The organism is Microbacterium sp. NPDC057944 (assembly GCF_042887445.1).
In the GTDB taxonomy this organism is placed as follows: domain Bacteria; phylum Actinomycetota; class Actinomycetes; order Actinomycetales; family Microbacteriaceae; genus Microbacterium; species Microbacterium natoriense.
The window spans coordinates 209,877-232,739 of sequence record NZ_JBHVPJ010000002.1; the positions used below are offsets into that span (position 1 = coordinate 209,877).

Consider the following 22,863-nt stretch of genomic DNA (forward strand, 5'->3'; position numbering starts at 1 on the left):
AGAGCATGCCTCGCGTCATCGTCTTCGGCGGCCACGGCCGTATCGCGCTCCTGCTCGCACCGCTCCTCGTCGCCCGCGGCGACGAGGTGACCTCCGTCATCCGGAATCCCGACCACGTCGCAGAGGTCGAAGCCGGGGGAGCGCACGCCCTCGTCGCCGACGTCGAGAGCCTCGACACGGCGGCCCTGGCAGAGCTCATCCGCGGGCACGACGCCGTCGTCTGGTCGGCCGGCGCCGGCGGGGGCGATCCGCAGCGCACCTACGCCGTCGACCGCGACGCGGCGATCCGCACGATGGATGCCGCGGCCATCGCCGGGGTGCGCCGATACGTGATGGTGTCCTGGCTCGGTTCGACCGCCGATCACGGCGTCCCCGAGGGAGCGGACTTCTTCCCCTACGCCGACGCGAAGTGGGCGGCAGACGAGCACCTCCGCGGCACCGAGCTGGAGGGCACGGTCCTCGCCCCGGGCACGCTGACGTTCGAGGAACCCACCGGGCGGATCCGGATCGATCCTGATGGCCGAGGGGCGGTGTCGCGGGCCGACGTCGCCGCGGTGATCGCCGAGACACTCTCCGACATGTCGACGATCGGCCGCACGATCCGCTTCGGCAACGGCACCCCCGAGGCCTCGGCGCCGATCGTCGAGGCGCTGTCGAGCTGATGCGCGCGCGCCGCGCCCGGTGGCTCTCGGTCGTGGCGGCGATCGTGCTCACGGGGCTGTGCACTCCGGTGCTCGGTGCCGCCGCCTCTTCGCCTCCACCCGCGACGACGCCTCCACCCGCGACGACGGCTCCGCCCACCACTGCGTCTGCGCCGACCCAGGACGGACCCGGTGCGGACGCCGCTCGGACGGTCGCGGGCATGACCACCGCCGAGCAGGCGGCGAGCGTCGTCATGGGGCACATCCCCTCGACGGATGCCGCCGCGCTGACCGCCTATATGTCGCAGGGCCTCGGCGGGTTCATCCTGATGGGGGCGAACATCCCCGCGACCTCCGCCGAGCTGGAGACGCTGACGGCTGCTCTCGTCGTCGATCCGTCGCTGCCGCCGCTCATCGCCGTGGACCAGGAGGGAGGTCTGGTCTCCCGTCTGCCGGCCGACGGCTACGCGTCGTCCCGGACGCTGAAGGGCCTCCCCGTGGAGGCGACCTCCGCCGCGTTCTCCGCCCGAGGCGCTCTCGTCGCCCAGTCGGGCATCGACGTGGACTTCGGCACGATCGCCGACGTGACCGCCGACCCCTCGTCGTTCATCTACGGGCGTGCACTCGGCACGGATCCTCAGGGCGCCGCGGAGAGGGTCGCCGCGGCGACGACCGCCCAGGAGTCGTTCGTCGCGTCGACCCTGAAGCACTTCCCGGGGCATGGGGCGGCCCCCGGGGACTCGCATCACGCCATCCCCACGACCGACGAGAGCCTCGAGCAGTGGCGCGCATCCGACGCCCTGCCCGTCGTCGCCGGCGTCGACGCGGGGGCGTCGCTGCTCATGTTCGGGCACCTGGCCTACACCGCGGTCGACGCCGCGCCGGCCTCCCTCTCGGCGCGCTGGCATGAGATCGCCCGTGACGAGCTGGGTTTCCGCGGGGTGATCGTGACCGACGATCTCGGGATGCTGCAGTCCTCCGGCATCCCCGAGTACCGTGATCCCGTCGCCAACGCCGTGGCGGCCCTCGCGGCGGGCAACGACCTCGTGCTGATGGTCGCGGGCTCCACACCCGAGACCGCGGGTCAGATGGTCGCGGGCATCGTCGCCGCCGTCGAGAGCGGGACGCTCTCCGCAGAGCGCCTCGCCGACGCCGCGACGCGCGTGCTGACCCTGCGCCTGCGACTGTCGGCGACGTCGGCCGACTGGACGCTGTGCCCTACGTGCGAACCGGTGAACTGAGCCAGGCGTCGAGCAGGGCCGAGCGCAGCGCTGCGCCGCGCTCGGCGAATCCGCGCTGGCGTCGCACGTACTCGGCCTTGCCCTCGACGGTCTCGATGGGCACGGGCACGACATCCCACGCCGACAGATCATACGGGGCGGCCTCCATGTCGAGGAGCCGGATGTCGCGGGCGAGCTCGAACGCGTCGAGCAGCAGCTCTCCGGGGACGAGCGGCCCGAGCTTCATGGCCCACTTGTACAGGTCCATGCCGGCGTGCAGGCACCCCGGCTGCTCGAAGAGCGGCTGATCCTCGCGGGTGAGCGATCTGCGGTTCCGCGGTACGGCCTCGGGGGTGAAGAACCGGAACGCGTCGAAGTGCGTGCAGCGCAGATCGTGGTTCTCGACGACGGCATCCGTTCCCGCCTGTCCGAGTCGCAGCGGCACGGGGTGCCTGTGCTCGTCCTGGCGGTACACCATGGCCCACTCGTGCAGCCCGAAGCAGCCGAACTGGCCGGGTCGCGCCGCAGTGCGACGCAGCATCCGCTCGATGAGGGCCGCGAGCTCCGGCTTGGCCGCTGCGAACGCGGACGCGTCCGGCGTCAGGCCCGATCCCGCGGGGGTGTACCACCGCCAGCCGATGCGCTCGGGGGCGTCGTCGATGATGACGCCCGCCCCGGGGTGCCAGCGCCGCAGCTGCGCGGGCTTGTAGGCGTAATACGTGAAGAGGAAGTCCCACACCGGGTGCTTCTCGCGACGGGACGCACGATCGCGGCGCGCCGCGGTGAGGGCGTCCGCTCTCCGCTGGTGCGCCTGTTCGCGCTCCGTCCACTCGGACCGGGTGAGGGACATGTCAGTGCAGGATGCCGGCTTCGCCGAGCAGATCGCGCAGACCGGCGCCGTCCTCAGCGCTCACCCAGGGCGCGACGTGCTCGGAGTGCTCCTCCTTGCCGGTGCGTCCTCCGGCGAGGACCGCCTCGGCGGGGAGGAGTCGACGGATCGCGACGCCGGCGACGGAGTCGGGGTGCTCGTCCATGAACTCGGAGTAGATGGACTCGTCGTGCTGCCCGTCGTCGCCGATGAGCAACCACTGCACGTGGGGGAACTCGGCGGCCAGACGGCGCAGGTTGGTGAGCTTGTGCTCGCGTCCGCTGCGGAACCACCGGTCGTGCGTCGGACCCCAGTCGGTGAGCAGCATCGAGCCCGTCGGGAACAGATGACGCCCGAGGAAGCGCGTGAGCGTCGGAGCGACGTTCCAGGCACCGGTGGAGAGATAGACCATGGGGGCGCCGGGATGCTGGCGGAGCAGCTGGTCGAGCAGCACCGCCATGCCCGGTACGGGGAGGCGGGCGTGCTCGTCGACGACGAAGGAGTTCCACGCGGCGATGAACGGGCGGGGGAGTGCGGTGACCATGACGGTGTCGTCCACGTCGGACACGACGCCGAAGCGGGTCTCCTCTCCGACGATGAACGCGGTGGCGTCGACGGGAGGCTGCCCCTCGACGGTGACGGTGAACGTCTGCCAGCCGGCGGGGAGGTCGGCGTCGATGACGGCGTCGATCACGCCGCCGCGGTCGGCCACCACGTCATGAGTCGCGTCTCCGATCCGCACCGTGACCTTCGCGAAGCTCACGGGGATGCTGACGAAGCTGCGCCAGCCGCGGACGCTCGCCGGTTCGCCGTCTCGTGTGCGGCGCTGCGGCGGGACGATGAGCACCCGCCCGACCACACGAACCCAGCCGGGACCCCCGTAGCCGGGGAACGGGACGATCGTGGCTGTGCGTCCCCGACGGCGCGCTCGACCCTCTCGCCACACGTGGAAGCGGTGCTCGAGACGGGCGAACCAGTGGATCCTGGGGGCCGGGGGTGCAGAGGCCATTGCCTCAGTCTTTCACGTCGGCGCCCGCGTCCGCTTCCGTGGTGTCGAGGTGACGCGCCTCGAGGCGGGTCAGCACCTTCTTGCCCACGACGATGAGTATGAGGAACAGCGCGATGACGCCGACGAAGATGTACCCCGCGAAGTGCACGCGGTCGACCATCTCGCGGAAGCTCCCCGCGGCGAGGGAGGTGACGCTCACATAGGCCGTCGCCCACAGCAGACAAGCCGGCGCGGTCCACGCGAGGAAGCGGCGATAGGAGTAGCCGCTCATCCCCACGGTGAGCGGCACCAGGGAGTGCAGCACGGGAAGGAAGCGGGAGAGGAAGATCGCGATGCCTCCACGACGGGCGAGATAGGTCTCCGCCCTGACCCAGTTGTGCTCGCCGACCTTCCTGCCGATCCAGGACGTGCGGATGTGCGGACCGAGCCAGCGGCCCAGCACGAAGCCGATGCTCTCGCCGATCAGCGCGCCCACCACGACGGCGATCACCATGGCGACCGCCTCGGTCGGGCTGGAGACGCCCATCGACGCGATGATCACCACGGTGTCTCCGGGGAAGATGAGCCCGATGAGGATGCTCGTCTCGAGCATGACCGCCAGTCCCGCGATCAGGGTGCGTGCGACCGGATCGATCGACTGCACGGTGTCGAGAAGCCAGAGCAGGAACCCATCCATGTCATGAGAGTACGGGAGGCACCGGGATCTAGGCTGGAAAGGTGCCCGAACGACTGACCGCCCGAGCGCTGCCCGGCGATGCGGATCCGGCGGCCCTCTTCCTCGCGCTCGAAGCCCTGTGCCCCGATGTCTTCTGGCTCGACGCCGGCGCAGCGGCGCAGGAGGGGTGGAGCTTCGTCGGAACGGGTGGGGTCTCGTCGCTGCCCGGCTCCGTGCGGGTGGACGGTGCTGCGGCCTCCGGCATCCCCTTCCAGGGCGGGTGGGTCGGATGGTGCGACTACGAGTCCGGCTCGCACACGGCGGGGGCCCCGACGGCGGACGCCGAGGGCGACGTGTGGCTGCGGGTGACCAGGGTCGCAGCCTTCGAGCACGCCACGGGGCGGGTCTGGGCGCTCGCCGACGATGAGGACCTCGACGAGTGGTCGGCGTTCGTGTCTGAGCGCAGGACGCCGCCGCCCGTTCCCCCTGTCGCGACGGCGCCGCGCACGGCCGAGGCCCGGCACACCCCTGGCGAGTATGCGGACCTCATCGAGCAGTGCAGAGAGCTCATCAGAGCCGGCATCGCGTATCAGCTGTGCCTCACCACGCGCTTCACCGTCAGGGGACCGCAAGACGAGGTCGGCTCCTACCTGCGGCTGCGTGCCGCGACGCCCGCCCACCACGGCGGGTTCCTGCGGATCGGCGGGCGTGCCCTGCTGAGCGCCAGTCCCGAGCAGTTCCTCCACGCGAGCGGCGGAGTCATCCGCACCAGGCCGATCAAGGGCACCCGCCCGCGCAGCGCCGATCCGGAGACGGATGCCGCGCTCGCCGCGGAGCTGCAGGCAGACCCCAAGGAGCGCGCCGAGAATGTCATGATCGTCGACCTCATGCGCAACGATCTCTCCCGGGTGTGCGAGCCGGGGTCGATCCGCGTCGACGGGCTCTGGGTCGTGGAGAGCTATCCGGCGGTGCACCAGCTCGTCAGCACGGTGAGCGGAACCGCGGCCGCGGGCACCACGGTCGGCGACCTGCTGGCCGCGACGTTCCCCGCCGGCAGCATGACCGGTGCCCCCAAGCTCTCCGCCATGACCCGGCTGCACGACCTCGAAGGCGGACCCCGCGGCGTCTACGCGGGGTGCTTCGGCTACGTCGGCGTGAACGGCGACGTCGACCTGGCGATGGTCATCCGCAGCATCCTGATCGATGACGAGAAGGCGGTGGTCGGCGCGGGCGGCGGGATCACCTGGCGCTCCGTCGCGGCATCCGAGGTGGCGGAGGTGGCGACCAAGGCGCGAGCCCCGCTGGCAGCCCTCGGCGCGGAAACGCCCGCGCTCTGGGGTTCCGATATCCTGAACTGATCCCGCTTTTTTGTTCAGATTGGTTGTGCGTTCGTTTTGACTGAGAACTTCTCCACCGCTCCCGTCGACGACGAGGTCTCCTCGGCGCACGCCATCCAGGCCAAGTGGCAGAAGTACTGGGCCGAGAACGAGACGTTCCTCACCGGCGGCGACGACGACACACGTCCCCGTCGGTATGTGCTGGCGATGTTCCCCTACCCCTCCGGCGACCTGCACATGGGGCACGCGGAGAACTACCTGTACTCCGACATCGTGGCGCGTTTCTGGCGTCACCGCGGACACAACGTCCTGAACCCGATCGGGTGGGACTCCTTCGGCCTGCCCGCCGAGAACGCGGCCATCCGCAGGGGCGCCGACCCGAAGGAGTGGACCTACCAGAACATCGCCCAGCAGAAGACGGGCTTCCAGGCCTACGGCGTCTCGTTCGACTGGAGCCGTGTGCTGCACACCTCCGACCCCGAGTACTACCGCTGGAACCAGTGGCTGTTCCTGAAGCTGTACGAGCGGGGTCTGGCGTACCGCAAGAAGAGCCCGGTGAACTGGTGCCCCAACGACCAGACGGTGCTCGCGAACGAGCAGGTCGTCGACGGACGCTGCGAGCGCTGCGGCGCCGAGGTCGTCAAGAAGAAGCTCACGCAGTGGTACTTCCGCATCACCGACTACGCCGACCGCCTGCTGGACGACCTGAACCAGCTGGAGGGCTTCTGGCCGTCGAAGGTGCTGCAGATGCAGCGCAACTGGATCGGCCGCTCCGTCGGCGCCGACGTCGACTTCCGCATCGAGGGCCGTGACGAGCCGGTCACGGTGTTCTCCACGCGCCCCGACACGTTGCACGGCGCGACGTTCTTCGTCGTCGCCCCCGACGGCGACCTGGCCGCCGAGCTGGCCGCCGAGGCGCCCGACGAGGTGCGCGAGCGCTTCCAGGGCTACCTGACGGAGGTGCAGAAGACCACCGACATCGATCGTCAGGCGACCGACCGCCCGAAGACCGGCGTGTTCCTGGAGCGCTACGCGATCAACCCGGTCAACGGCGAGAAGCTGCCGATCTGGGCCGCCGACTACGTGCTGGCCGACTACGGCCACGGCGCCGTCATGGCCGTGCCTGCGCACGACCAGCGCGACCTCGACTTCGCCCGCGAGTTCGGCCTGCCGATCAAGGTCGTCGTGGACACCACCGCTCCCATCACCGGCGCGATGCCCGTGATCGAGGTCGATGAGGACGGCGTGCCGATCGACACGATGCCCTCGCTCGACGACCAGCACCCGTCCGTCACCGGCACGGCGCTGACCGGCGAAGGCCGCATGATCAACTCCGGCGAGCTGAACGGACTGTCCAAGCGCAACGCGATCGCCCGCGCGATCGAGCAGCTCGAGGCATCGGGAACCGGCCGCGCCGCGAAGAACTACCGCCTGCGCGACTGGCTGATCTCCCGCCAGCGCTTCTGGGGCACGCCGATCCCGATGCTGCACGCCGACGACGGCCGCATCATCCCGGTCCCCGAGGACCAGCTCCCCGTGAAGCTGCCCAGCGTCGAGGGTCTCGACCTGTCGCCGAAGGGCGCGTCGCCGCTGGGCGCCGCCGAGGGCTGGGTGCGCACGGTCGACCCGGAGTCCGGCGACCCCGTGCTGCGCGATCCCGACACGATGGACACCTTCGTCGACAGCTCGTGGTACTTCCTGCGCTTCCTGTCGCCGAACAGCGACACCGTGGCGTTCGACCCCAAGCAGGCATCACGCTGGGCGCCGGTGGACTCCTACATCGGCGGTGTCGAGCACGCCATCCTGCACCTGCTGTACGCGCGGTTCATCACGAAGGTCCTCTTCGACATGGGGCTCATCGACTTCACCGAGCCGTTCTCGAACCTGATCAACCAGGGCATGGTCATCCTCAACGGCACCAAGATGTCGAAGAGCAAGGGCAACCTGGTCCTCTTCCAGGAGGAGCTCGACGCGCACGGCGCCGACGCGCTGCGCGTCGGCCTGGCCTTCGCCGGCCCCGTGGAGGACGACAAGGACTGGGCGGACGTCTCGACGACGGGCGCGCAGAAGTTCCTGGCGCGCGCCATGCGCATCGCCGGCGAGGTGTCGAGCCCCGTGGACGTCGTGTTCGACGGCGGGGACGCTGCGCTGCGCCGTGCCACGCACAAGCTGCTGTCCGAAGCGCCGGCCCTCGTCGAGCAGACGAAGTTCAACGTGCTGGTCGCCCGGCTCATGGAGCTGGTGAACGTCACCCGCAAGACGATCGACGGCGCCGCGGGCGCCGCCGACCCCGCCGTGCGCGAGGCCGCCGAGACCATCGCCGTGATGCTCGACCTCATCGCCCCGCACACCGCGGAGGAGATGTGGGAGATCCTCGGTCATGAGCCCTCCGTCGGTCTGGTGACCTGGCGCTCGGCGGACTCGGCGCTGCTCGTCGAGGACACGGTCACGGCCGTGGTCCAGGTGGGCGGCAAGGTGCGCGCCCAGCTCGAGGTGCCCGCCCGAATCGGCGAGGCCGAGCTCGAGGCACTGGCCCGCGCCGACGAGCGCGTGATCCGATCGATCGGCGACAGGGAGATCGTGAAGGTCGTCGTGCGAGCCCCGAAGATCGTCAGCATCGTCGTCAAGGGCTGAGAGCTCGTCCACAGTCCGCGGGTGTCGGCGGCTTGTCCACCGGCCCCGGTCTCACGGCTCCTGAGCATCCGTCCACGCCCCTAGCGTGGGCGGATGCCGCAGCCGACGTCGTCCTCCGCACCACGCACGCTCCGACTGAGCATCGGCGCCGCCGTCGTGCTCGGTCTCGTCGTGCTGTCGGCCGCGGTGGGCCTCGGGATCATGCGGGGTCAGGCCGCGCCGACGGAGTCCGTTCCGGTCGCCGATGCATCCGCCGCGCCGTCCGGCGACCTCTACGTGCATGTGCTGGGGGCGGTGCAGAGCCCTGGACTGTACGTGCTGGATCTGGATTCGCGGGTGGTCGATGCCGTGGCGGCCGCCGGGGGAACGACCGACCAGGCCGACCTCACCGCCGTCAACCTCGCCAGGGTGCTCGCAGACGGGGAGCAGATCGTGGTGCCCTCGATCGGAGCGGGCGTCGAGGCTGGTGCGCCTGCGGCGCCGACCGATGAGCGCATCGATCTCAACACGGCCGACCAGACCGCGCTGGAGACGCTGCCGCAGATCGGCCCCGCTCTGGCCGAGCGCATCATCTCCTGGAGGGAGGAGAACGGGCGATTCGGCTCGGTCGACGACCTGCTGGCGGTGCCGGGGATCGGAGAGAAGCTGCTCGCCGGCATCCGCGACGGAGTCCGGGTGTGAGGCGCGACCTGCGGCTGCTTCCGGTGGCGGGTGCGACGTGGGGAGCGGCCCTCCTCGGAGTGTTCGCACCGGAGGCCGCACCCTGGGTCGCCGGAGGAGGGGTGCTCGGGGCTGTCATCGCGGTGGTGCTCGGATCGGTGCGCTCGTCGGCGAGCGGATCGGGTCTGTCGGCCGTCGTCCTCTCCGCAGCGGCGGCCGCGTCGCTGGCGGTGTGCGTCGCTCTTCCGGCCAGGGACGTCGCTGGCGCTTGGGACGGCAGGTTCGTCGAGGCGACCTGCGAGATCACGTCCTCCGCGTCGGTGGGTCGCGACGGGCAGCTGTGGGTGGATGCCGAGCTCACGGGCATCGGGTCACCGGGCGACGTGCGACCTGCGTCAGCGCCGGTGCGGCTGGGTCTCGACCCCGGGGAGGGATATGACCTCGGCGCCGCCGTCCGCATACGGGGAGAGGCCGCATCGACCGACCCGGGGGAGCGCGCAGCGCTCGTGGTGTTCTCGAGCTCTGCCGCGATCGAACGGCCGGCCGCGGGGATCTTCGCGGTCGCTGCGGGCGCCAGGCGCGAGTTCATCGCGAGGTCGACGCGGCTGCCGGAGCCCGGAGCCGGGCTGCTGCCCGGACTGGCCGTGGGGGATACGAGGGCGGTCGGCGCCGAGCTGAACGACGACATGCGGATCAGCGGGCTGAGCCACCTCACCGCGGTGTCGGGCGCCAACTGCGCGATCGTGGTCGGTGCGGCGTTCTGGCTGGTGGCGCTGTGCGGGGGAGGGCGGAGGCTGCGTGTGGTCCTCGCGGCGTTCGCGCTGGCCGGTTTCGTCGTGCTCGTCACGCCCGAGCCGAGCGTCGTCAGGGCGGCCGTCATGGCGGGCGCGGCCATGCTGTCGGTGCTGCTGGGGCGGCCGAGCGCGGGGGCGGGGCTCCTCGCCCTCTGCGCGAGTGCGATCCTGATCGTCGATCCCTGGCTCGCGGCGACACCGGGGTTCGCGCTGTCGGTGGCGGCCTCCGGCGCTCTCATCCTGCTCGCTCCCTCGCTCGCGAGAGGAATGGCGCGATGGATGCCGCAGCCTCTCGCTCTGGCCATCGGCGTCCCGCTCTCGGCGCAGCTCGTCTGCGCCCCGATCATCGCCCTGTTCGCGGAGCAGCAGTCGCTCGTCGGCGTCGTGGCGAACATGATCGCCGACCCCGCGGCGCCCGTCGCCACCGTCGTCGGGCTGCTCGCCTGTCTCGCGGCGCCGCTGCCTTTCCTTGCAGACGTGCTCGCGGTATCGGCCTGGCTCCCCGCCGCGTGGATCGCCGCCACCGCCGAAGTGAGCGCCGAACTGCCGCTCGCCCAAGTGTCGCTCGTGCCCGGCATAGGCAGTTCCCTCCTTGTCGCCGTCCTCAGCGCCGCAGCGGCGCTGTTGCTGGTCCGGCCGAAGGAGAGGGTCGCGCTCATACGGCCGGTGCGCTGGGCGCGAGCCGCGGCGGCCGTCGTGATCGTCGTCGCCGTCGCGCTGGGTGGAGCGCAGGTTCTGCTCCGCGGACCGCTCGCGACGGCGACGAGCCCCGACGGGTGGGCGATCGCCGCGTGCGACATCGGACAGGGCGATGCCCTCGTCGTCCGATCGGCGGGCAGAACGGCGCTGATCGACACGGGCCCCGACCCCGGCCTGCTCGGGGAATGCCTGCGCTCTCTCGGCATCGAGCGCGTCGACCTGCTCGTGCTCACGCACTTCGATCTCGACCATGTCGGGGGAGTCGACGCCGTGCAGGGCCGGGTGGACCGGGTGCTGCACGGACCCTCCGATGCGCCTGATGACGTCAGGCTGCTCCAGCGCCTTGCCGCAGGAGGCGCCCATCTCGTCGACGCGGCGGCCGGCCTCGAGGGAATGCTCGGTGACGCATCGTGGCGCGTGCTCTGGCCGCAGCGGGGTTCGTCAGCCTTCCCCGCCGGCAACGACTCCAGCGTCGTCGTCGAGTTCGGAGGCGGTGGCGTGCCGCGATCGCTGTTCCTCGGCGATCTCTCGGCGGAGTCGCAGCGGATGCTTCAGCGCACGGCGCATCTCGGCTCCGACATGACCGTCGTGAAGGTCGCGCATCACGGAAGCGCCGATCAGGACGCCGGGCTGTACGAGGCGCTGAGGCCCGCCGTCGCCGTGATCAGCGTCGGGGAGGGGAACGACTACGGGCACCCGAGAGCGGAGATCCTCGCGATCCTGCAGGCCGTCGGGGCGCACGTCCTGCGCACCGATCAGCGGGGTCGCATCCTGATCGGCCTGAAGGACGGCGCCGTCGAGGTCTGGACCGAGAGGAGCGTCGGCGGCCCCGGGTAGGCTGGAAACATGGCAGCTTCGCGTACTCCGGCCCGTGGGGGCGCCAAGCCCAGCAAGATCCGTCAGGTGCCGTGGCGCGAGCCGCAACCGGCCCCGGTCGTGCTGGTCTTCGGCCCGGAGGAGGTCTGCGCCGAGCGCGCGATCGCCGGTGTGCGCGACTACCTGCGGGCGGAAGATCCCGCGCTCGAGGTCAGCGATGTCCGTGCCGACGACTACGCCCCCGGCACGTTGCTCTCCCTCACCTCGCCCTCGCTGTTCGGCGAGCCTCGGCTGGTGCGGGTGTCAGGGGTGGAGAAGTGCTTGGATGCGTTCCTGCAGGAGGCCGTGTCGTACCTCGACCACCCGCAGGAGGGCGCCACGGTCATCCTCCGCCACACCGGCGCGAGCGTGCGGGGCAAGAAGCTCCTCGACGCCCTCCGTGCCGGCACGGGTGACGGCATCGAGATCGCCTGCCCCGCGATCAAGCGCGACGGCGACAGAGCCGACTTCGCGGCGGGGGAGTTCAAGGCCGCGAAGAAGCGCATCGCCCCGCCGGCGCTGCGTGCGCTGGTCTCCGCCTTCTCCGATGATCTGACCGAGCTCGCGGCGGCATGCCAGCAGTTGATCGGCGACGTCGAGGGCGATGTCACCGAAGACGTCGTCACCAAGTACTACGGCGGGCGCGTGGAGGTCTCGGCCTTCGTGGTCGCCGACACCGCCATCTCCGGACGATACGGAGAGGCGCTGGTGTCGCTGCGTCATGCCCTGGCCTCCGGCGCCGACCCTGTTCCGATGGTCGCCGCCTTCGCGATGAAGCTGCGCACCATGGCTCGTGTGGCGGGCAACCGTGAGCCCAGCCGCCAGCTCGCCCAGCGGCTCGGCATGAAGGACTGGCAGGTCGACAGGGCGCGCCGAGATCTCGCGGGGTGGAACGAGCGGTCGCTCGGCATGGCCATTCAGGCGACCGCGCGAGCGGATGCCGAGGTGAAGGGCGCCGCGCGCGACCCGATCTTCGCGCTGGAGCGCATGGTCACCGTCATCGCTACCCGCCAGCCGTTCGGAGAAGACGCATGAGACTCATCCTCATCCGCCACGGACAGACGCCGAGCAATGTCATCGGCGCTCTCGACACCGGTCGCCCCGGACCCGGTCTCACGTCGCTGGGAGCGCTGCAGGCTGCGGCGATCCCGGCGGCTCTCGCCGACGAGGCGATCGATGCCGTCTACATCTCTCCGCTGACCCGCACCGGGCTCACGGCTGCACCGCTCGCGGCTGCCCGCGGGCTCACCCCAGAGGTGGTCGAGGGGCTCGAGGAGATCAGCGCGGGCCGGTGGGAGATGCGCAGCGATCGGGAGGCCGTGCAGGCCTACGTCGGCGCGGCGCGGCGCTGGCTGACCGGGGACCCGGAGTTCGCGATCGAGGGCGGAGAGAGCGGTACGCAGTTCTTCGACCGCTACGACGCGGCCATCGCGCGAGTGGCACGGGAGAACGTCGACGGTGCAGCGGTCGTGGTCAGTCACGGTGCGGCGATTCACGTCTGGGCGGCTGCGCGGGTGGGCGGTGTCGATCTCGAGGACGCCGTGCACTGGCGCCTCTACAACACGGGCATGTGCATGCTGGACGGCGATCCCGATGCAGGGTGGAGGCTCATCCGGTGGCAGCAGGAGCCGTTGGGCGGACTCGATCTCGAAGATGCCCTCGCACAGGACGTTCCGGCTGCGCCGGTCGGAGAGCCGGGGGAGCCCATCGCCACCGCTCCGTGACATCACCGTCGGGAAGCACCCCCGTCGCACGAAGAAGGCCCGTCTCGAAAGAGACGGGCCTTCTTCAGAAGCGGGGCTCAGAGAGCGGCAACCTGCTTGGCGATGGCCGACTTGCGGTTCGCAGCCTGGTTCTGGTGGATGACACCCTTGCTGACGGCCTTGTCGAGCTTGCGGGAAGCGGTCTTCAGCGCGGCCTCGGCAGCAGCCTTGTCGCCGCTGGCGACGGCGGCGCGGGTGGCGCGGACGTGCGTCTTCAGCTCGCTCTTCACGGCCTTGTTGCGCTCGTGAGCCTTCTCGTTGGTCTTGTTGCGCTTGATCTGCGACTTGATGTTTGCCACGTGTGGACGCTTTCTGTACAGGAGTTGTTTCGGAAATGCCGGCCGGAGAAGAGGGCTCCTGCGCGACGGTCGTGAGGGAAGAACCCACACGCAAGCCAAGAGTCAAGTCTACCAGCATCCGAGACCATCTCCCTAAACGGGCGTCGAGTTGCGGAACTCAGTCGCGCACGGGGCGGTACTGGGTGCAGAATCATCACTATCCCGACACTGACGTCAAGGACCCTTCATGACACTCGCCCTCCCGCCGGGCCTCCGGTTCTCCGCAGCCACCTCCGCGTTCCAGATCGAAGGATCGCGAACAGCCGACGGCAGGGGGAGATCGATCTGGGACGACTTCCTGGAGCGTCCAGGGGCGATCATCGACGGCAGCACCGCTGAACCCGCGTGCGACAGCTACCGTCATCCTGAGCGGGACGTGGCTCTGGCCGCCGGCCTCGGTCTCGACCGCTACCGGTTCTCCATCCAGTGGGCGCGCATCCAGCCGGATGGCTCGGGGCCCGGGAACAGCACGGCGCTCGACCACTACTCGCGATTCGTCGACCTTCTTCTCGAGGCCGGGGTCGCGCCGTTCCCGACGCTCTTCCACTGGGAGATGCCGAGTGCCCTCGAGGCCGACGGAGGCTGGTTGAACCGCGACACCGCATCGCGCTTCGCCGAGTACGCAGCACTCGTCGTCGATCGCCTCGGGGATCGGGTGAGGCACTGGTACACCCTCAACGAACCGGCCATGATGACGCTGCAGGGGTATGCCACCGGTGCTCTCGCGCCGGGGAAGCAGCTGCTGTTCGGGGCGCTCCCCACCGTCCACCACCAGCTTCTCGGGCATGCCGGAGCAGCCGCCGTGCTCCGCGCGAGCGGGGCCGCGAGCGTCGGACTCGTCAACAACCACACCTGGGTCCTGCCGCTGCGCGACTCGGAGGAGGACGCGGCGGCCGCGTTCACGTACGATCTCGTCCACAACCGGGTCTTCAGCGAGCCGCTGCTCGACGGCGTCTACCCCGATCTGGAGGCGCTCGGTCTGCCGAGCATGCCCGTACAGGACGGCGACCTCAAGAGCATCCACGGCTCCATCGACTTCTACGGCATCAACTTCTACAACCCGACCACGGTGACGACAGCGGATGCCGACAGCCCGATCCCGTTCGACATCGTGCCGACACCCGGAGTGCCCGTGACCGGCTTCGGACCGGAGTGGCCGATCATGCCGAGCGCGCTCCGCGATCTCCTGATCGATCTCAAGAGACGGCACCCGCAGCTGCCGCCGGTCATCATCGGCGAGAACGGCGCGTCGTTCCCCGAGCCGGAACGGGCGGGACGCGTCGACGACGATGACCGCATCTCGTACCTGACGGGCCATCTGGGAGCGGTCGCCGAGGCGATCTCCGCCGGAGTCCCGGTCGAGGAGTACACCGTGTGGTCGCTGCTCGACAACTGGGAATGGGCCGACGGCTACACCCAGAGGTTCGGTCTCGTGCACGTCGACTTCGAGACGGGGGAGCGCACCCCCAAGGCGTCGTACGACTGGTATCGCGAGCTGATCGCGGCCGTCCGCCGCGGGACGGAGGAGGGACGGTGAGCTCTTCGACGAAGGTCGGCGCCCGATGGATGTCACTGTTCACGCTCGCCTGGCTGGCGATCTGGACCGTGCAGCTCACCCCCGTCCAGCTGCTGCTCCCGCTGCAGTTGGACACCCCGGAAGACGACTGGATCAGGGGAGTCGTCTCGTCCGGGCTCGTGCTCGGCATCGGAGGCCTCGCGGGTATCGTCGCCGGCCCCGTGGCCGGCGCCCTCTCGGATCGTGCGGGGGCAGGCCGCCGTCGTCGCCGCCCGTGGGCGCTCGGCGGCGTCTGGCTCACGGTCCTCTGCCTGGTCCTCACCGGCTTCACCGAGGGGCCGTGGGCGGTCGGAGCGGCCTGGGTGGGCGTGTCCATCGGCGTCGCCGTGTCGTCCGCGGCGTTCACCGCGCTGATCGCCGACCAGCTGCCGCCCACGCAGCGGGGCGCCGCATCGGCGGCGGTGGGCTCGAGCCAGGCCGTCGGCATCGTGCTCGGCGTCGGACTCGTCGTGCTGCTCGGTCTCGGCATCCTCTCCGGGTATCTGCTGCTCGCCGGCATCATCGCCGTCGTGGGGACCGCCGCGGCGCTGCTGCTTCCCGACCCGCCGGCATCCGTAGCTCTGCTGCCGACGCGTGGCGAAGGGCGGCTGCTCGCGTCGCTGCGAGATCGGGACTTCGCCTGGATGCTGTCGGGGCGCCTGGTCGCCAACGTCGGCAACGCCCTCGGCACGGCCCTGTTCCTCTTCTTCTTGCTGCACGGACTCGGCCAGCCCAACGCCGAGGCGCAGGACAACCTCCTGCTGCTGATCGTCGTCTACACCGTGTTCGTGGTGATCGCCTCCGTGCTCACGGGCGTGATCTCCGACCGCACCGGGAACCGCCGCACTCTCACCGTGGCCTCGACCCTCGTGCAGGCGTCGTCCGGAGTGCTCATCGCTCTCGTCCCGACGTTCGAGGCGACGATGGTCGCCGCGGCGCTCATGGGGCTCGGCTACGGCGCCTTCTCGACGGTCGGTCTGGCGTTCGCCGCCGACCTCCTGCCCGACGAGAAGGACCATGCGCGGGATCTGGGCATCGTGAACGTCACCGCCGCGCTCGGACAGCTCATCGGCCCCGTGCTCGGAGCCGGTCTCGTCGCACTCGTCGGAGGCTTCTGGCTCGTGTTCGTGATGGCAGCCGTGCTGTCCGTGGTCGGGGGGATGCTCACCGCCTTCGCGCGGCAGCGGGTGCGTCAGGCCTGAGCCTCGATCGTCGCGATCGCGAGCTGCAGTGCCGCGTTGAACACCCGTGGGCGCATCGCGGTGACCAGGTGGGTCGTCCGTGGGACCACGATGAGCTCGGCGTGCGGGGCGAGCCGCTGGAACAGCCCCTCGTTGACCCGCAGCTGGTCGTACTGGCCGTTGATGAACCAGAGCGGGACGCGGATCCTCTCGACGGCGGAGGCGATGTCCAGCGTGGTGAGACTGCGCAGGGCGGCGTCCTGAGTGTCGAGAGCGTACCCGCCCGCGGCGAAGTCCGACCGGGTCTCCAGGGGGATCGTCGCGTCGAGGATCTTCTCGGTGAGCCACAGGCCCCGGTCTGGGAGCGAGTTCACCGCTCCGGCGATGAGACGATAGGCCGCCAGACCCGCGCCGTGGGGGAGTGAGGTGCAGGATGCCGCGATGAGACCCGTGACCGGCGGGGTCTGCGCGCCTCCTGTGTAAGCGAGCGACAGCAGGCCGCCCATCGAATGCCCGACGAGCAGTACGGGTCCCTTCTCCGCCGCCGCCCGCACGGCGGCGTCGATCGTGTGCAGCGCCTCGTGCAGGGTGAAGTCCTCGTGCAGACGCGTGCCGTGTCCGGGGAGGTCGACGGCGGTGGCGGTCATGCCGCGCTCGTCGAGATAGGCGAGCTGAGACCGCCACATCGTCGCAGATGTGCGGATGCCGTGCACGAAGACGATCTGGACGCTCACGGACTCAGCTTAGATACGCCCTCCGACAACGCGAAAGCGGGGCCGGTGGATGTCCACCGGCCCCGCTCCCTTCTCTCAGATCAGAGAGTTACTTCTGCCATCCGAAGTCCTCGATCGGCGTGACGCCGAAGAGGTCCAGGCCGACGTACGGCCAAGGCGTGAGGTTCGCCAGGCCGTTCTTGACCACGTAGATCGACGGGCCGTTGTAGAGCGGGATGACGCCCCACGTCTCGTCGATGATCTTCGGCTCGAGCTTCTCCGCCGCGGCGGTCCAGCTCTTCGCGTCCTTCTGCGACTCGACGTCGTCGGCGATCTGCTTGTCGATGTCGGCGTTGCCGGTGCCCGACAGGTTCAGCTCGCTCTCCGAGCAGTAGAGCTGGCACATCCAGGCCGGTCCGAACGGGTCGGAGTCGCTGAAGCGCAGGCCGGCGATGTCCCAGTTCTTGGTCGGGAGGTCCTTGGCGAAGTCGGCGGAGGCACGCACATCGACCTTGACGTCGATGCCGATCTCCTTCTCCTGCGCCTGCAGCGACTTGGCGAGAGCCTCCTGCGTCGGGTCGGAGCCGAACACCGGGTAGACCACGCTCAGCTTGACGCCGTCCTTCTCGCGGATGCCGTCAGAGCCTTCCTTCCAGCCGGCGTCGTCGAGGAGCTTCTTGGCTGCCTTGACGTCGTGCTTCAGGCCGGCCTCGGCGAACGCGTCGACGTAGCCTTCCTGGAACGCGTACATGTTCAGCGAACCGGCGGCGGGCTCTTCGTAGCCGAGGCCGTTCCAGGCGATCTGCTTCTGCTGGTCGATGTTGATGCCCAGGAAGAACGCCTTGCGGACGTTGACGTCCTCGAACTGCGGCTTGTCGCCGTCGAGCATCAGGATCGTCTTCGCGGTCTGCTGGGCGCGGCGCACGACCGTGTCCTTGACCGACTTGACCTGCTCGAGGCGGTCCTTGGAGTTCGCGCCCACCATGTCGATCTCGCCGTTCTTGAAGGCGTTGATCGCGGCGTCGGGCTCGAGCTGCTGGAAGGTCACCTTGTCGAGCAGAGGAGCGTTACCCCACCACTCGGGGTTCGGCTTGAACGAGATGAAGCCCTTGTTGGCGTCGAACTCGTCGACGATGTACGGGCCTGCACCCCACTCGGAGTGCGGGTTGCCGATGTACGCGTTATTGAACGTGTCGACGTCGGCGTGCTTCGGGTTCAGGACACCACCGGTGAGGAACACCATGGACGGCCAGGCGTAGATGCCGTCGAACGTGACCACCGCGGTCTTCGCGGTGTCGCCCTGCTCGACCGACTTGACCTGCTTGTAGCCGTCGGTCGCGTTGGGGCTGTAGCCCTCGTCGGACGAGCGGTTCGCCTTCCAGGTCGCGTCGATGGCGGTCCAGTCCATGTCGGTGCCGTCGTTGAAGTGCGCCTTGTCGGTGAACGTGAAGGTGACGGTCGTGTTGCCGTCCTTCTCGCCGATCTCGTACTTGTCGAGGTAGGCGTCGTTCTTGTAGACCTCGCCCTCCGGCTTCACCAGCAGGATCTGCGGCATGTAGAAGTACCAGAGCGTCGAGGTGTCGGCGACTCCGTCGCCGTGGAAGGCGTTGAGCTGCTCGGGGATGCCGTTGATGCCGAGGTGGACTTCGCCGCCCTCCTTCATGTCGGCCCGAGCCTGGGGGTTGTAGTCGGCGGACTTGGTCTCGACCGGCTTCTCCGAACCGTTCCCGCCACCGGTGTTTCCGGATCCGCTCGCGCAACCCGCGAGGGCGAGTGCGAGGACGCCGCTGATCGCGACAGCCCCCAACAACTTCTTGTGCTTCATGGTGCTCCTTTCGCCTTTCGGCGTTTCATAAAGGGAAGAATAGTTCGCTGTTGATCACCGCACAGCGGCGGACAGTGAATACCGGCTAACCGTTATCGGACGGTGACCAGACCTCGCATCGGCATCCGCTCAGACCGTCGCAGGCTTCGTCGACATGGTCTCCGGGTCGAACACGACGCGCTGACGCGTGCGCTCGATGTCCGGATCCGGCACCGGGATCGCCGACAGGAGAGCCTTGGTGTAAGGATGCTGCGGGTTGTCGAAGACATCGTCGACGTCGCCGTGCTCCACGAACTCGCCGAGGTACATCACGGCGACGCGATCGGCGATGTGCCGCACGACGGACAGGTCGTGTGCGACGAACAGGTACGACAGACCCAGCTTGACCTTGAGCTCGTCCAGCAGGTTGATGACGCCGGCCTGGATCGACACGTCCAGCGCCGACACCGGCTCGTCGAGCACGACGATCTTCGGGTTCGTCGACAGGGCTCTCGCGATGCCGATGCGCTGGCGCTGCCCGCCGGAGAACGCCTGCGGGAACCGGTCGCTGTGCGCCGGGTTGAGGCCGACGATGTCCATCAGCTCGTCCACTCGCCGGTGGACCTCGGCCTTGGGCGTGCCGATCGCGCGCATCGGCTCGGCGATGATGTCGGCGACGGTCATGCGCGGGTCGAGTGCGCCCATCGGGTCCTGGAACACGATCTGGATGTCGCGGCGGAGCTCGCGCTCGATCTTCCTGCTGTGGAGATCGTTCACGCTGGTGCCGGCGATGACGATGTCACCGTCGGTCTGCTTGACCATGTCCATGATCTGCAGCAGCGTGGTGGTCTTGCCCGAGCCGGACTCGCCGACGATCGCCATCGTCTCGCCCTCGCGGACGTCGAAGCTGATGCCCTTGATCGCCTGGACCTCGCCCACCTTGCGCTTGAGGAACGCGCCCTTGAGGAGCGGGAAGGTCTTGGTGAGGTTCTTGACCTCGAGCGTCACGGGGCGCTCCTCGCGCGGCGTCCGGGTCAGGTCACTCTCCGGGATCACCCTGGCGGGGAAGACGGGGAGGCCGCCGAGCAGACCGCCGTCCTCGATCTCCTGCGAGCGGATGCACGCGGCCAGGTGGCGCTCGCCCGTGCCGGTCGACACCGGCAGCAGCTCCGGTTCGCCCGTGCGGCAGGCATCCATCGCGATCGGGCAGCGGTCGGCGAACGGGCACGCGTCTGGGAGGTTGACCAGCAGCGGCGGGTTCCCCTTGATCGGGGTCAGCGGCTCCTTCTCGGCCTTGTCGACGCGGGGGATCGCCCCCAGGAGCCCGATCGAGTACGGCATCCGCGTGCGGTGGAAGAGCTCGCGGGCGGGTGCGTGCTCCACGGGCTTTCCGGCGTACATCACCATGACGTCGTCGGCGGTGCGCGCCACCACGCCCATGTCGTGGGTGATCATCATCACCGCGGCGCCGGTCTCGTCCTGCGCCTTCTCGATCAGATCGAGGATCTGCGCCTGGATCGTCACGTCGAGAGCGGTCGTCGGCTCGTCGCAGATGATGAGCTTGGGGTTGTTGGCCATCGCGATCGCGATCACGACGCGCTGGCGCATGCCGCCGGAGAACTCGTGCGGGAACGACTTCATGCGCCGCTCAGGGAACGTGATGCCCACGAGCGTCAGCAGCTCCACCGCGCGATCCCATGCGTCCTTCTTGGAGAGGCTGCGGTGCACCGTGAGCGCCTCGATCAGCTGGTCGCCGACCGTGAACACGGGGGTGAGGGAGGTCAGCGGGTCCTGGAAGACCATGGACATGCCGTTGCCGCGGATCACGGACAGCTGCTTGTCCGACTTGCCGATCAGCTCCTGGCCGTCGTAGACGATGGAGCCGGTGACCTTCGCGTTCTCGTCGAGGAGGCCCATGATCGCGAGGGACGTGACGGACTTGCCCGAGCCGGACTCGCCGACGATCCCGAGGGTCTTGCCTGCCTCCAGATCGAAGGAGACGCCGCGCACGGCGTCGACGCGGCCCGCTTCCGAGGCGAAGCTGACCCGGAGGTCGCGGACGGAAAGGACGGTGCTCATGCGCGGCCTCCCGCTGCAGACGTGGGATCGAGGGCATCACGCAGGCCGTCGGCGACGAGCGCCATCGACACGGTGAGAAGGGTGAGGGCCGCGGCGGGGAAGTAGAACAGCCAGGGCGCGGTCGTGAGGCTGCTGGAGCCGGTGCCGATGAGCGCGCCCAGCGAGACATCGGGGATCTTGACGCCGAAGCCGAGGAAGGACAGACCCGTCTCGGTGACGACGGCGTTGACAACACCGAGGGTGAAGTTGATCACCAGGAGGGATCCGATGTTCGGCAGCAGGTGGCGGAGGACGATCCTCATGCCGCCGACGCCCATGTAGCGGGCGGCGCTGACGTACTCGCGTTCACGCAGGGAGAGCGCCATGGTCCAGATCACCCTGGCGGGGAAGTACCAGCCGATCACGAAGATCATGATGAGCGCGATGACCCGCCAGTCGCCTCCCGACTTGTTGGAGATCATCGCGAGGATGAGGAAGCTGGGGATGACCATCATGAAGTGGATGACCAGCAGCGCGATGCGCTCGGTCCAGCCGCCGAAGTAGGCGGCTGCTGTGCCGACGAGCGCCGAGACGATCGTGACGCCGACCGAGACGCTGACGGCGATCATGAGCGAGCGCTGCAGACCGAGCGCCACCTGAGCGAACAGGTCGTTGCCGGCGTTGTTGGTTCCGAACCAGTGCTCGGACGACGGTCCGGTGCTGAGGTTGAGGAAGTCGAGCTCGACCGCGTCGTATCGGGCGATGAGCGGTCCGAAGATCGCGAAGAGCACCAGGAGGACGAAGATCACCAGGCCGGCGAGAGCGCCCTTGTTGCGGGCGTAGCGGCGCCAGTAGAGGGTCCACTTGGAGAGCCGCTTGGTCGCGACACGCGTGGTCTCAGGTCCCGCGATGCCGGAGGGCGGCTGGACCGTGGGGTCGATCATGTCGGTGGTCATGTCAGCTCACTCTCACTCGTGGGTCGAGCACCACGACGGCGATGTCGGCGAGGATGGCGCCGATCGCCGTGAGGACGGCGCCGAAGGCCGCGATGGCGACCGTGCCGTGGATGTCGTTCGTTCCGATGGTCTTGATGAAGTACTGGCCCATGCCGTTCCAGGCGAAGATCGTCTCCGTGAGCACCGCGCCGGTGAACACACCGGGGATCGTGAAGGCCACCTGGGTCGCGACGGGGATCAGCGAGGTGCGCAGCGCGTGCTTGCGGATGGCCTGCTGCTTGGTGAGGCCCTTGGCGCGCGCCGTGCGCACGTAATCGGCGTTGATGTTGTCCAGCAGGAGTGAGCGCTGGAGGAAGTGGATACCGGCGTAGCCGGTGAGCACCAGGGCGATCGTCGGCAGCGTCAGATGCTGCAGCACGTCGACGAGGACGGGGAAGAACCCTTCGACGTCCTGGCTCGACGAGCCGGTGACGTAGAAGATGCGCACGCCCGTCGCCTCGTTCAGCGCGATCGCGAGGATGACGACCGCGAAGGCGGCGACGACGATGGGGATGTTCATCGTGATGATGCTCGTGGCCTGGCCGATGCGGTCGGCGAGCTTGTACTGGCGGGATGCCGTGTACACGCCGAGCGCGATGCCGAGGACGGTGAAGAGGATCGTGGCTCCCAGGACCAGCTCGGCGCTGACCCACATGCGGTAGCCGACCTGCTCGTTCACCGAGCCGCCGGTCGGGCTCACGCCCCAGTCCCACCGCAGCAGGATCCCCGTGAGCCAGTTCCACCACCGTTCGATGAGAGGGACGGTGTCGCTGAGGTTGCGCGGCTTGAGGAGGTGGACGATCTGCTCCTCCGTCACCGGAGGGCGGCGACCGACGTAGTTGCTGCGCGGGTCGAGGAAACCCCACGCGAGGAAGTACGTGAGATTGGTCGCGACCACGATCATGAGCAGCCAGCCGAGTGCTCGGCGCACGAGATACTTGATCAAGGGTGTGATTCTTTCTCTTCTACAGACGCGCGCGGGATCTGCCGACGCAACGCTGAGCCGGGTAGTCATTCAACCACCAACTGCTGGACTGCGCGACACGACACCTGCACGCTGTCTGTGACGGAGTCTTGTCGCTCA

General features: G+C 69.1%; 19 protein-coding genes. 10 read left to right on the forward strand and 9 right to left on the reverse strand.

The features are described from left to right. The first annotated feature begins 5 nt into the window (after positions 1-5). Both ACFVRO_RS10400 and ACFVRO_RS10405 read left to right on the forward strand, forming a co-directional pair. Positions 6-662, forward strand: coding sequence for an SDR family oxidoreductase (locus ACFVRO_RS10400; RefSeq protein ID WP_386951996.1), 657 nt, complete (start codon positions 6-8; stop codon positions 660-662). After that, on the forward strand, positions 662-1,882 hold the full coding sequence (locus ACFVRO_RS10405; protein WP_386951999.1) for a glycoside hydrolase family 3 N-terminal domain-containing protein: 1,221 nt from the start codon (positions 662-664) through the stop codon (positions 1,880-1,882). Before ACFVRO_RS10400 ends, ACFVRO_RS10405 begins: the two co-directional genes overlap by 1 nt. On the opposite strand, the gene ACFVRO_RS10410 is transcribed toward ACFVRO_RS10405, so the two are convergent. Genes ACFVRO_RS10410 through ACFVRO_RS10420 form a run of 3 tightly spaced genes read right to left on the reverse strand, consistent with a single transcriptional unit; the run spans position 1,860 to position 4,414 of the window. Further along, complete coding sequence (locus ACFVRO_RS10410) at positions 1,860-2,711, reverse strand: 3-methyladenine DNA glycosylase (RefSeq protein WP_386952002.1); 852 nt, start codon at positions 2,709-2,711, stop codon at positions 1,860-1,862. The genes ACFVRO_RS10405 and ACFVRO_RS10410 overlap by 23 nt on opposite strands. A 1-nt stretch (position 2,712) precedes the next feature. Continuing rightward, a complete protein-coding gene (locus ACFVRO_RS10415; RefSeq protein ID WP_386952004.1) occupies positions 2,713-3,738 on the reverse strand; it encodes an App1 family protein in 1,026 nt (341 codons plus the stop codon). Between the two features lie 4 nt (positions 3,739-3,742). Next, positions 3,743-4,414 carry a DedA family protein gene (locus ACFVRO_RS10420; protein ID WP_344009815.1) on the reverse strand — a complete coding sequence of 224 codons (672 nt, stop codon included), beginning with the start codon at positions 4,412-4,414 and terminating at the stop codon, positions 3,743-3,745. Between the two features lie 41 nt (positions 4,415-4,455). Between ACFVRO_RS10420 and ACFVRO_RS10425 the strand changes: the two genes are divergently transcribed. From ACFVRO_RS10425 to ACFVRO_RS10450, 6 genes are all read left to right on the forward strand, one after another. Continuing rightward, positions 4,456-5,751, forward strand: coding sequence for an anthranilate synthase component I family protein (locus tag ACFVRO_RS10425; RefSeq protein WP_386952006.1), 1,296 nt, complete (start codon positions 4,456-4,458; stop codon positions 5,749-5,751). A gap of 36 nt (positions 5,752-5,787) precedes the next feature. Continuing rightward, entirely contained in the window at positions 5,788-8,364 is a 2,577-nt protein-coding gene (gene leuS / locus ACFVRO_RS10430) for a leucine--tRNA ligase (RefSeq protein WP_386952008.1), read from the forward strand. A gap of 93 nt (positions 8,365-8,457) precedes the next feature. Continuing rightward, positions 8,458-9,045: a helix-hairpin-helix domain-containing protein gene (locus ACFVRO_RS10435; RefSeq protein ID WP_386952011.1), complete on the forward strand. Its 588-nt coding sequence runs from the start codon at positions 8,458-8,460 to the stop codon at positions 9,043-9,045. Then, complete coding sequence (locus tag ACFVRO_RS10440) at positions 9,042-11,354, forward strand: ComEC/Rec2 family competence protein (protein ID WP_386952013.1); 2,313 nt, start codon at positions 9,042-9,044, stop codon at positions 11,352-11,354. The genes ACFVRO_RS10435 and ACFVRO_RS10440 overlap by 4 nt, the downstream gene beginning before the upstream one ends. A 9-nt stretch (positions 11,355-11,363) precedes the next feature. Then, on the forward strand, positions 11,364-12,407 hold the full coding sequence (holA, locus tag ACFVRO_RS10445) for a DNA polymerase III subunit delta (protein ID WP_386952015.1): 1,044 nt from the start codon (positions 11,364-11,366) through the stop codon (positions 12,405-12,407). Further along, positions 12,404-13,096, forward strand: a complete 693-nt coding sequence (locus ACFVRO_RS10450) for a histidine phosphatase family protein (RefSeq protein ID WP_386952018.1) — start codon at positions 12,404-12,406, stop codon at positions 13,094-13,096. The genes holA and ACFVRO_RS10450 overlap by 4 nt, the downstream gene beginning before the upstream one ends. A 77-nt stretch (positions 13,097-13,173) precedes the next feature. On the opposite strand, the gene rpsT is transcribed toward ACFVRO_RS10450, so the two are convergent. After that, a complete protein-coding gene (gene rpsT / locus ACFVRO_RS10455) occupies positions 13,174-13,434 on the reverse strand; it encodes a 30S ribosomal protein S20 (protein ID WP_105674528.1) in 261 nt (86 codons plus the stop codon). Positions 13,435-13,660: 226 nt separating this feature from the next. On the opposite strand from rpsT, the gene ACFVRO_RS10460 reads away from it, so the two are divergent. Together ACFVRO_RS10460 and ACFVRO_RS10465 are read left to right on the forward strand one after the other, a co-directional pair. Further along, positions 13,661-15,010 carry a GH1 family beta-glucosidase gene (locus tag ACFVRO_RS10460; RefSeq protein WP_386952020.1) on the forward strand — a complete coding sequence of 450 codons (1,350 nt, stop codon included), beginning with the start codon at positions 13,661-13,663 and terminating at the stop codon, positions 15,008-15,010. After that, positions 15,007-16,230, forward strand: a complete 1,224-nt coding sequence (locus ACFVRO_RS10465; RefSeq protein WP_386952023.1) for an MFS transporter — start codon at positions 15,007-15,009, stop codon at positions 16,228-16,230. The genes ACFVRO_RS10460 and ACFVRO_RS10465 overlap by 4 nt, the downstream gene beginning before the upstream one ends. Here ACFVRO_RS10465 and ACFVRO_RS10470 read toward each other — a convergent pair. The 5 genes from ACFVRO_RS10470 to ACFVRO_RS10490 all read right to left on the reverse strand — a co-directional run bounded on the left by ACFVRO_RS10470 (position 16,221) and on the right by ACFVRO_RS10490 (position 22,725). Beyond that, positions 16,221-16,943 carry an alpha/beta hydrolase gene (locus ACFVRO_RS10470; protein ID WP_341941976.1) on the reverse strand — a complete coding sequence of 241 codons (723 nt, stop codon included), beginning with the start codon at positions 16,941-16,943 and terminating at the stop codon, positions 16,221-16,223. The genes ACFVRO_RS10465 and ACFVRO_RS10470 overlap by 10 nt on opposite strands. Positions 16,944-17,031: 88 nt before the next feature. Beyond that, positions 17,032-18,747: an ABC transporter family substrate-binding protein gene (locus ACFVRO_RS10475; RefSeq protein WP_105674536.1), complete on the reverse strand. Its 1,716-nt coding sequence runs from the start codon at positions 18,745-18,747 to the stop codon at positions 17,032-17,034. A gap of 129 nt (positions 18,748-18,876) precedes the next feature. Then, positions 18,877-20,805 (reverse strand): dipeptide ABC transporter ATP-binding protein, encoded by a 1,929-nt coding sequence (locus tag ACFVRO_RS10480; protein ID WP_386952026.1) that lies wholly within the window; start codon positions 20,803-20,805, stop codon positions 18,877-18,879. Then, a complete protein-coding gene (locus ACFVRO_RS10485; RefSeq protein ID WP_386952028.1) occupies positions 20,802-21,740 on the reverse strand; it encodes an ABC transporter permease in 939 nt (312 codons plus the stop codon). Before ACFVRO_RS10485 ends, ACFVRO_RS10480 begins: the two co-directional genes overlap by 4 nt. A gap of 1 nt (position 21,741) precedes the next feature. Next, a complete protein-coding gene (locus ACFVRO_RS10490) occupies positions 21,742-22,725 on the reverse strand; it encodes an ABC transporter permease (protein WP_223586312.1) in 984 nt (327 codons plus the stop codon). Positions 22,726-22,863: the final 138 nt, after the last annotated feature.

Excerpts from the sequence above, each read along its gene's own strand:
- ACFVRO_RS10400 (WP_386951996.1), top strand. The coding sequence starts at position 6 with ATGCCTCGCGTCATCGTCTTCGGCGGCCACGGCCGTATCGCGCTCCTG.
- ACFVRO_RS10405 (WP_386951999.1), top strand. The coding sequence starts at position 662 with ATGCGCGCGCGCCGCGCCCGGTGGCTCTCGGTCGTGGCGGCGATCGTG.
- ACFVRO_RS10410 (WP_386952002.1), bottom strand. The coding sequence starts at position 2,711 with ATGTCCCTCACCCGGTCCGAGTGGACGGAGCGCGAACAGGCGCACCAG.
- ACFVRO_RS10415 (WP_386952004.1), bottom strand. The coding sequence starts at position 3,738 with ATGGCCTCTGCACCCCCGGCCCCCAGGATCCACTGGTTCGCCCGTCTC.
- ACFVRO_RS10420 (WP_344009815.1), bottom strand. The coding sequence starts at position 4,414 with ATGGATGGGTTCCTGCTCTGGCTTCTCGACACCGTGCAGTCGATCGAT.
- ACFVRO_RS10435 (WP_386952011.1), top strand. The coding sequence starts at position 8,458 with ATGCCGCAGCCGACGTCGTCCTCCGCACCACGCACGCTCCGACTGAGC.
- holA (WP_386952015.1), top strand. The coding sequence starts at position 11,364 with ATGGCAGCTTCGCGTACTCCGGCCCGTGGGGGCGCCAAGCCCAGCAAG.
- ACFVRO_RS10450 (WP_386952018.1), top strand. The coding sequence starts at position 12,404 with ATGAGACTCATCCTCATCCGCCACGGACAGACGCCGAGCAATGTCATC.
- ACFVRO_RS10460 (WP_386952020.1), top strand. The coding sequence starts at position 13,661 with ATGACACTCGCCCTCCCGCCGGGCCTCCGGTTCTCCGCAGCCACCTCC.
- ACFVRO_RS10475 (WP_105674536.1), bottom strand. The coding sequence starts at position 18,747 with ATGAAGCACAAGAAGTTGTTGGGGGCTGTCGCGATCAGCGGCGTCCTC.
- ACFVRO_RS10480 (WP_386952026.1), bottom strand. The coding sequence starts at position 20,805 with ATGAGCACCGTCCTTTCCGTCCGCGACCTCCGGGTCAGCTTCGCCTCG.
- ACFVRO_RS10485 (WP_386952028.1), bottom strand. The coding sequence starts at position 21,740 with ATGACCACCGACATGATCGACCCCACGGTCCAGCCGCCCTCCGGCATC.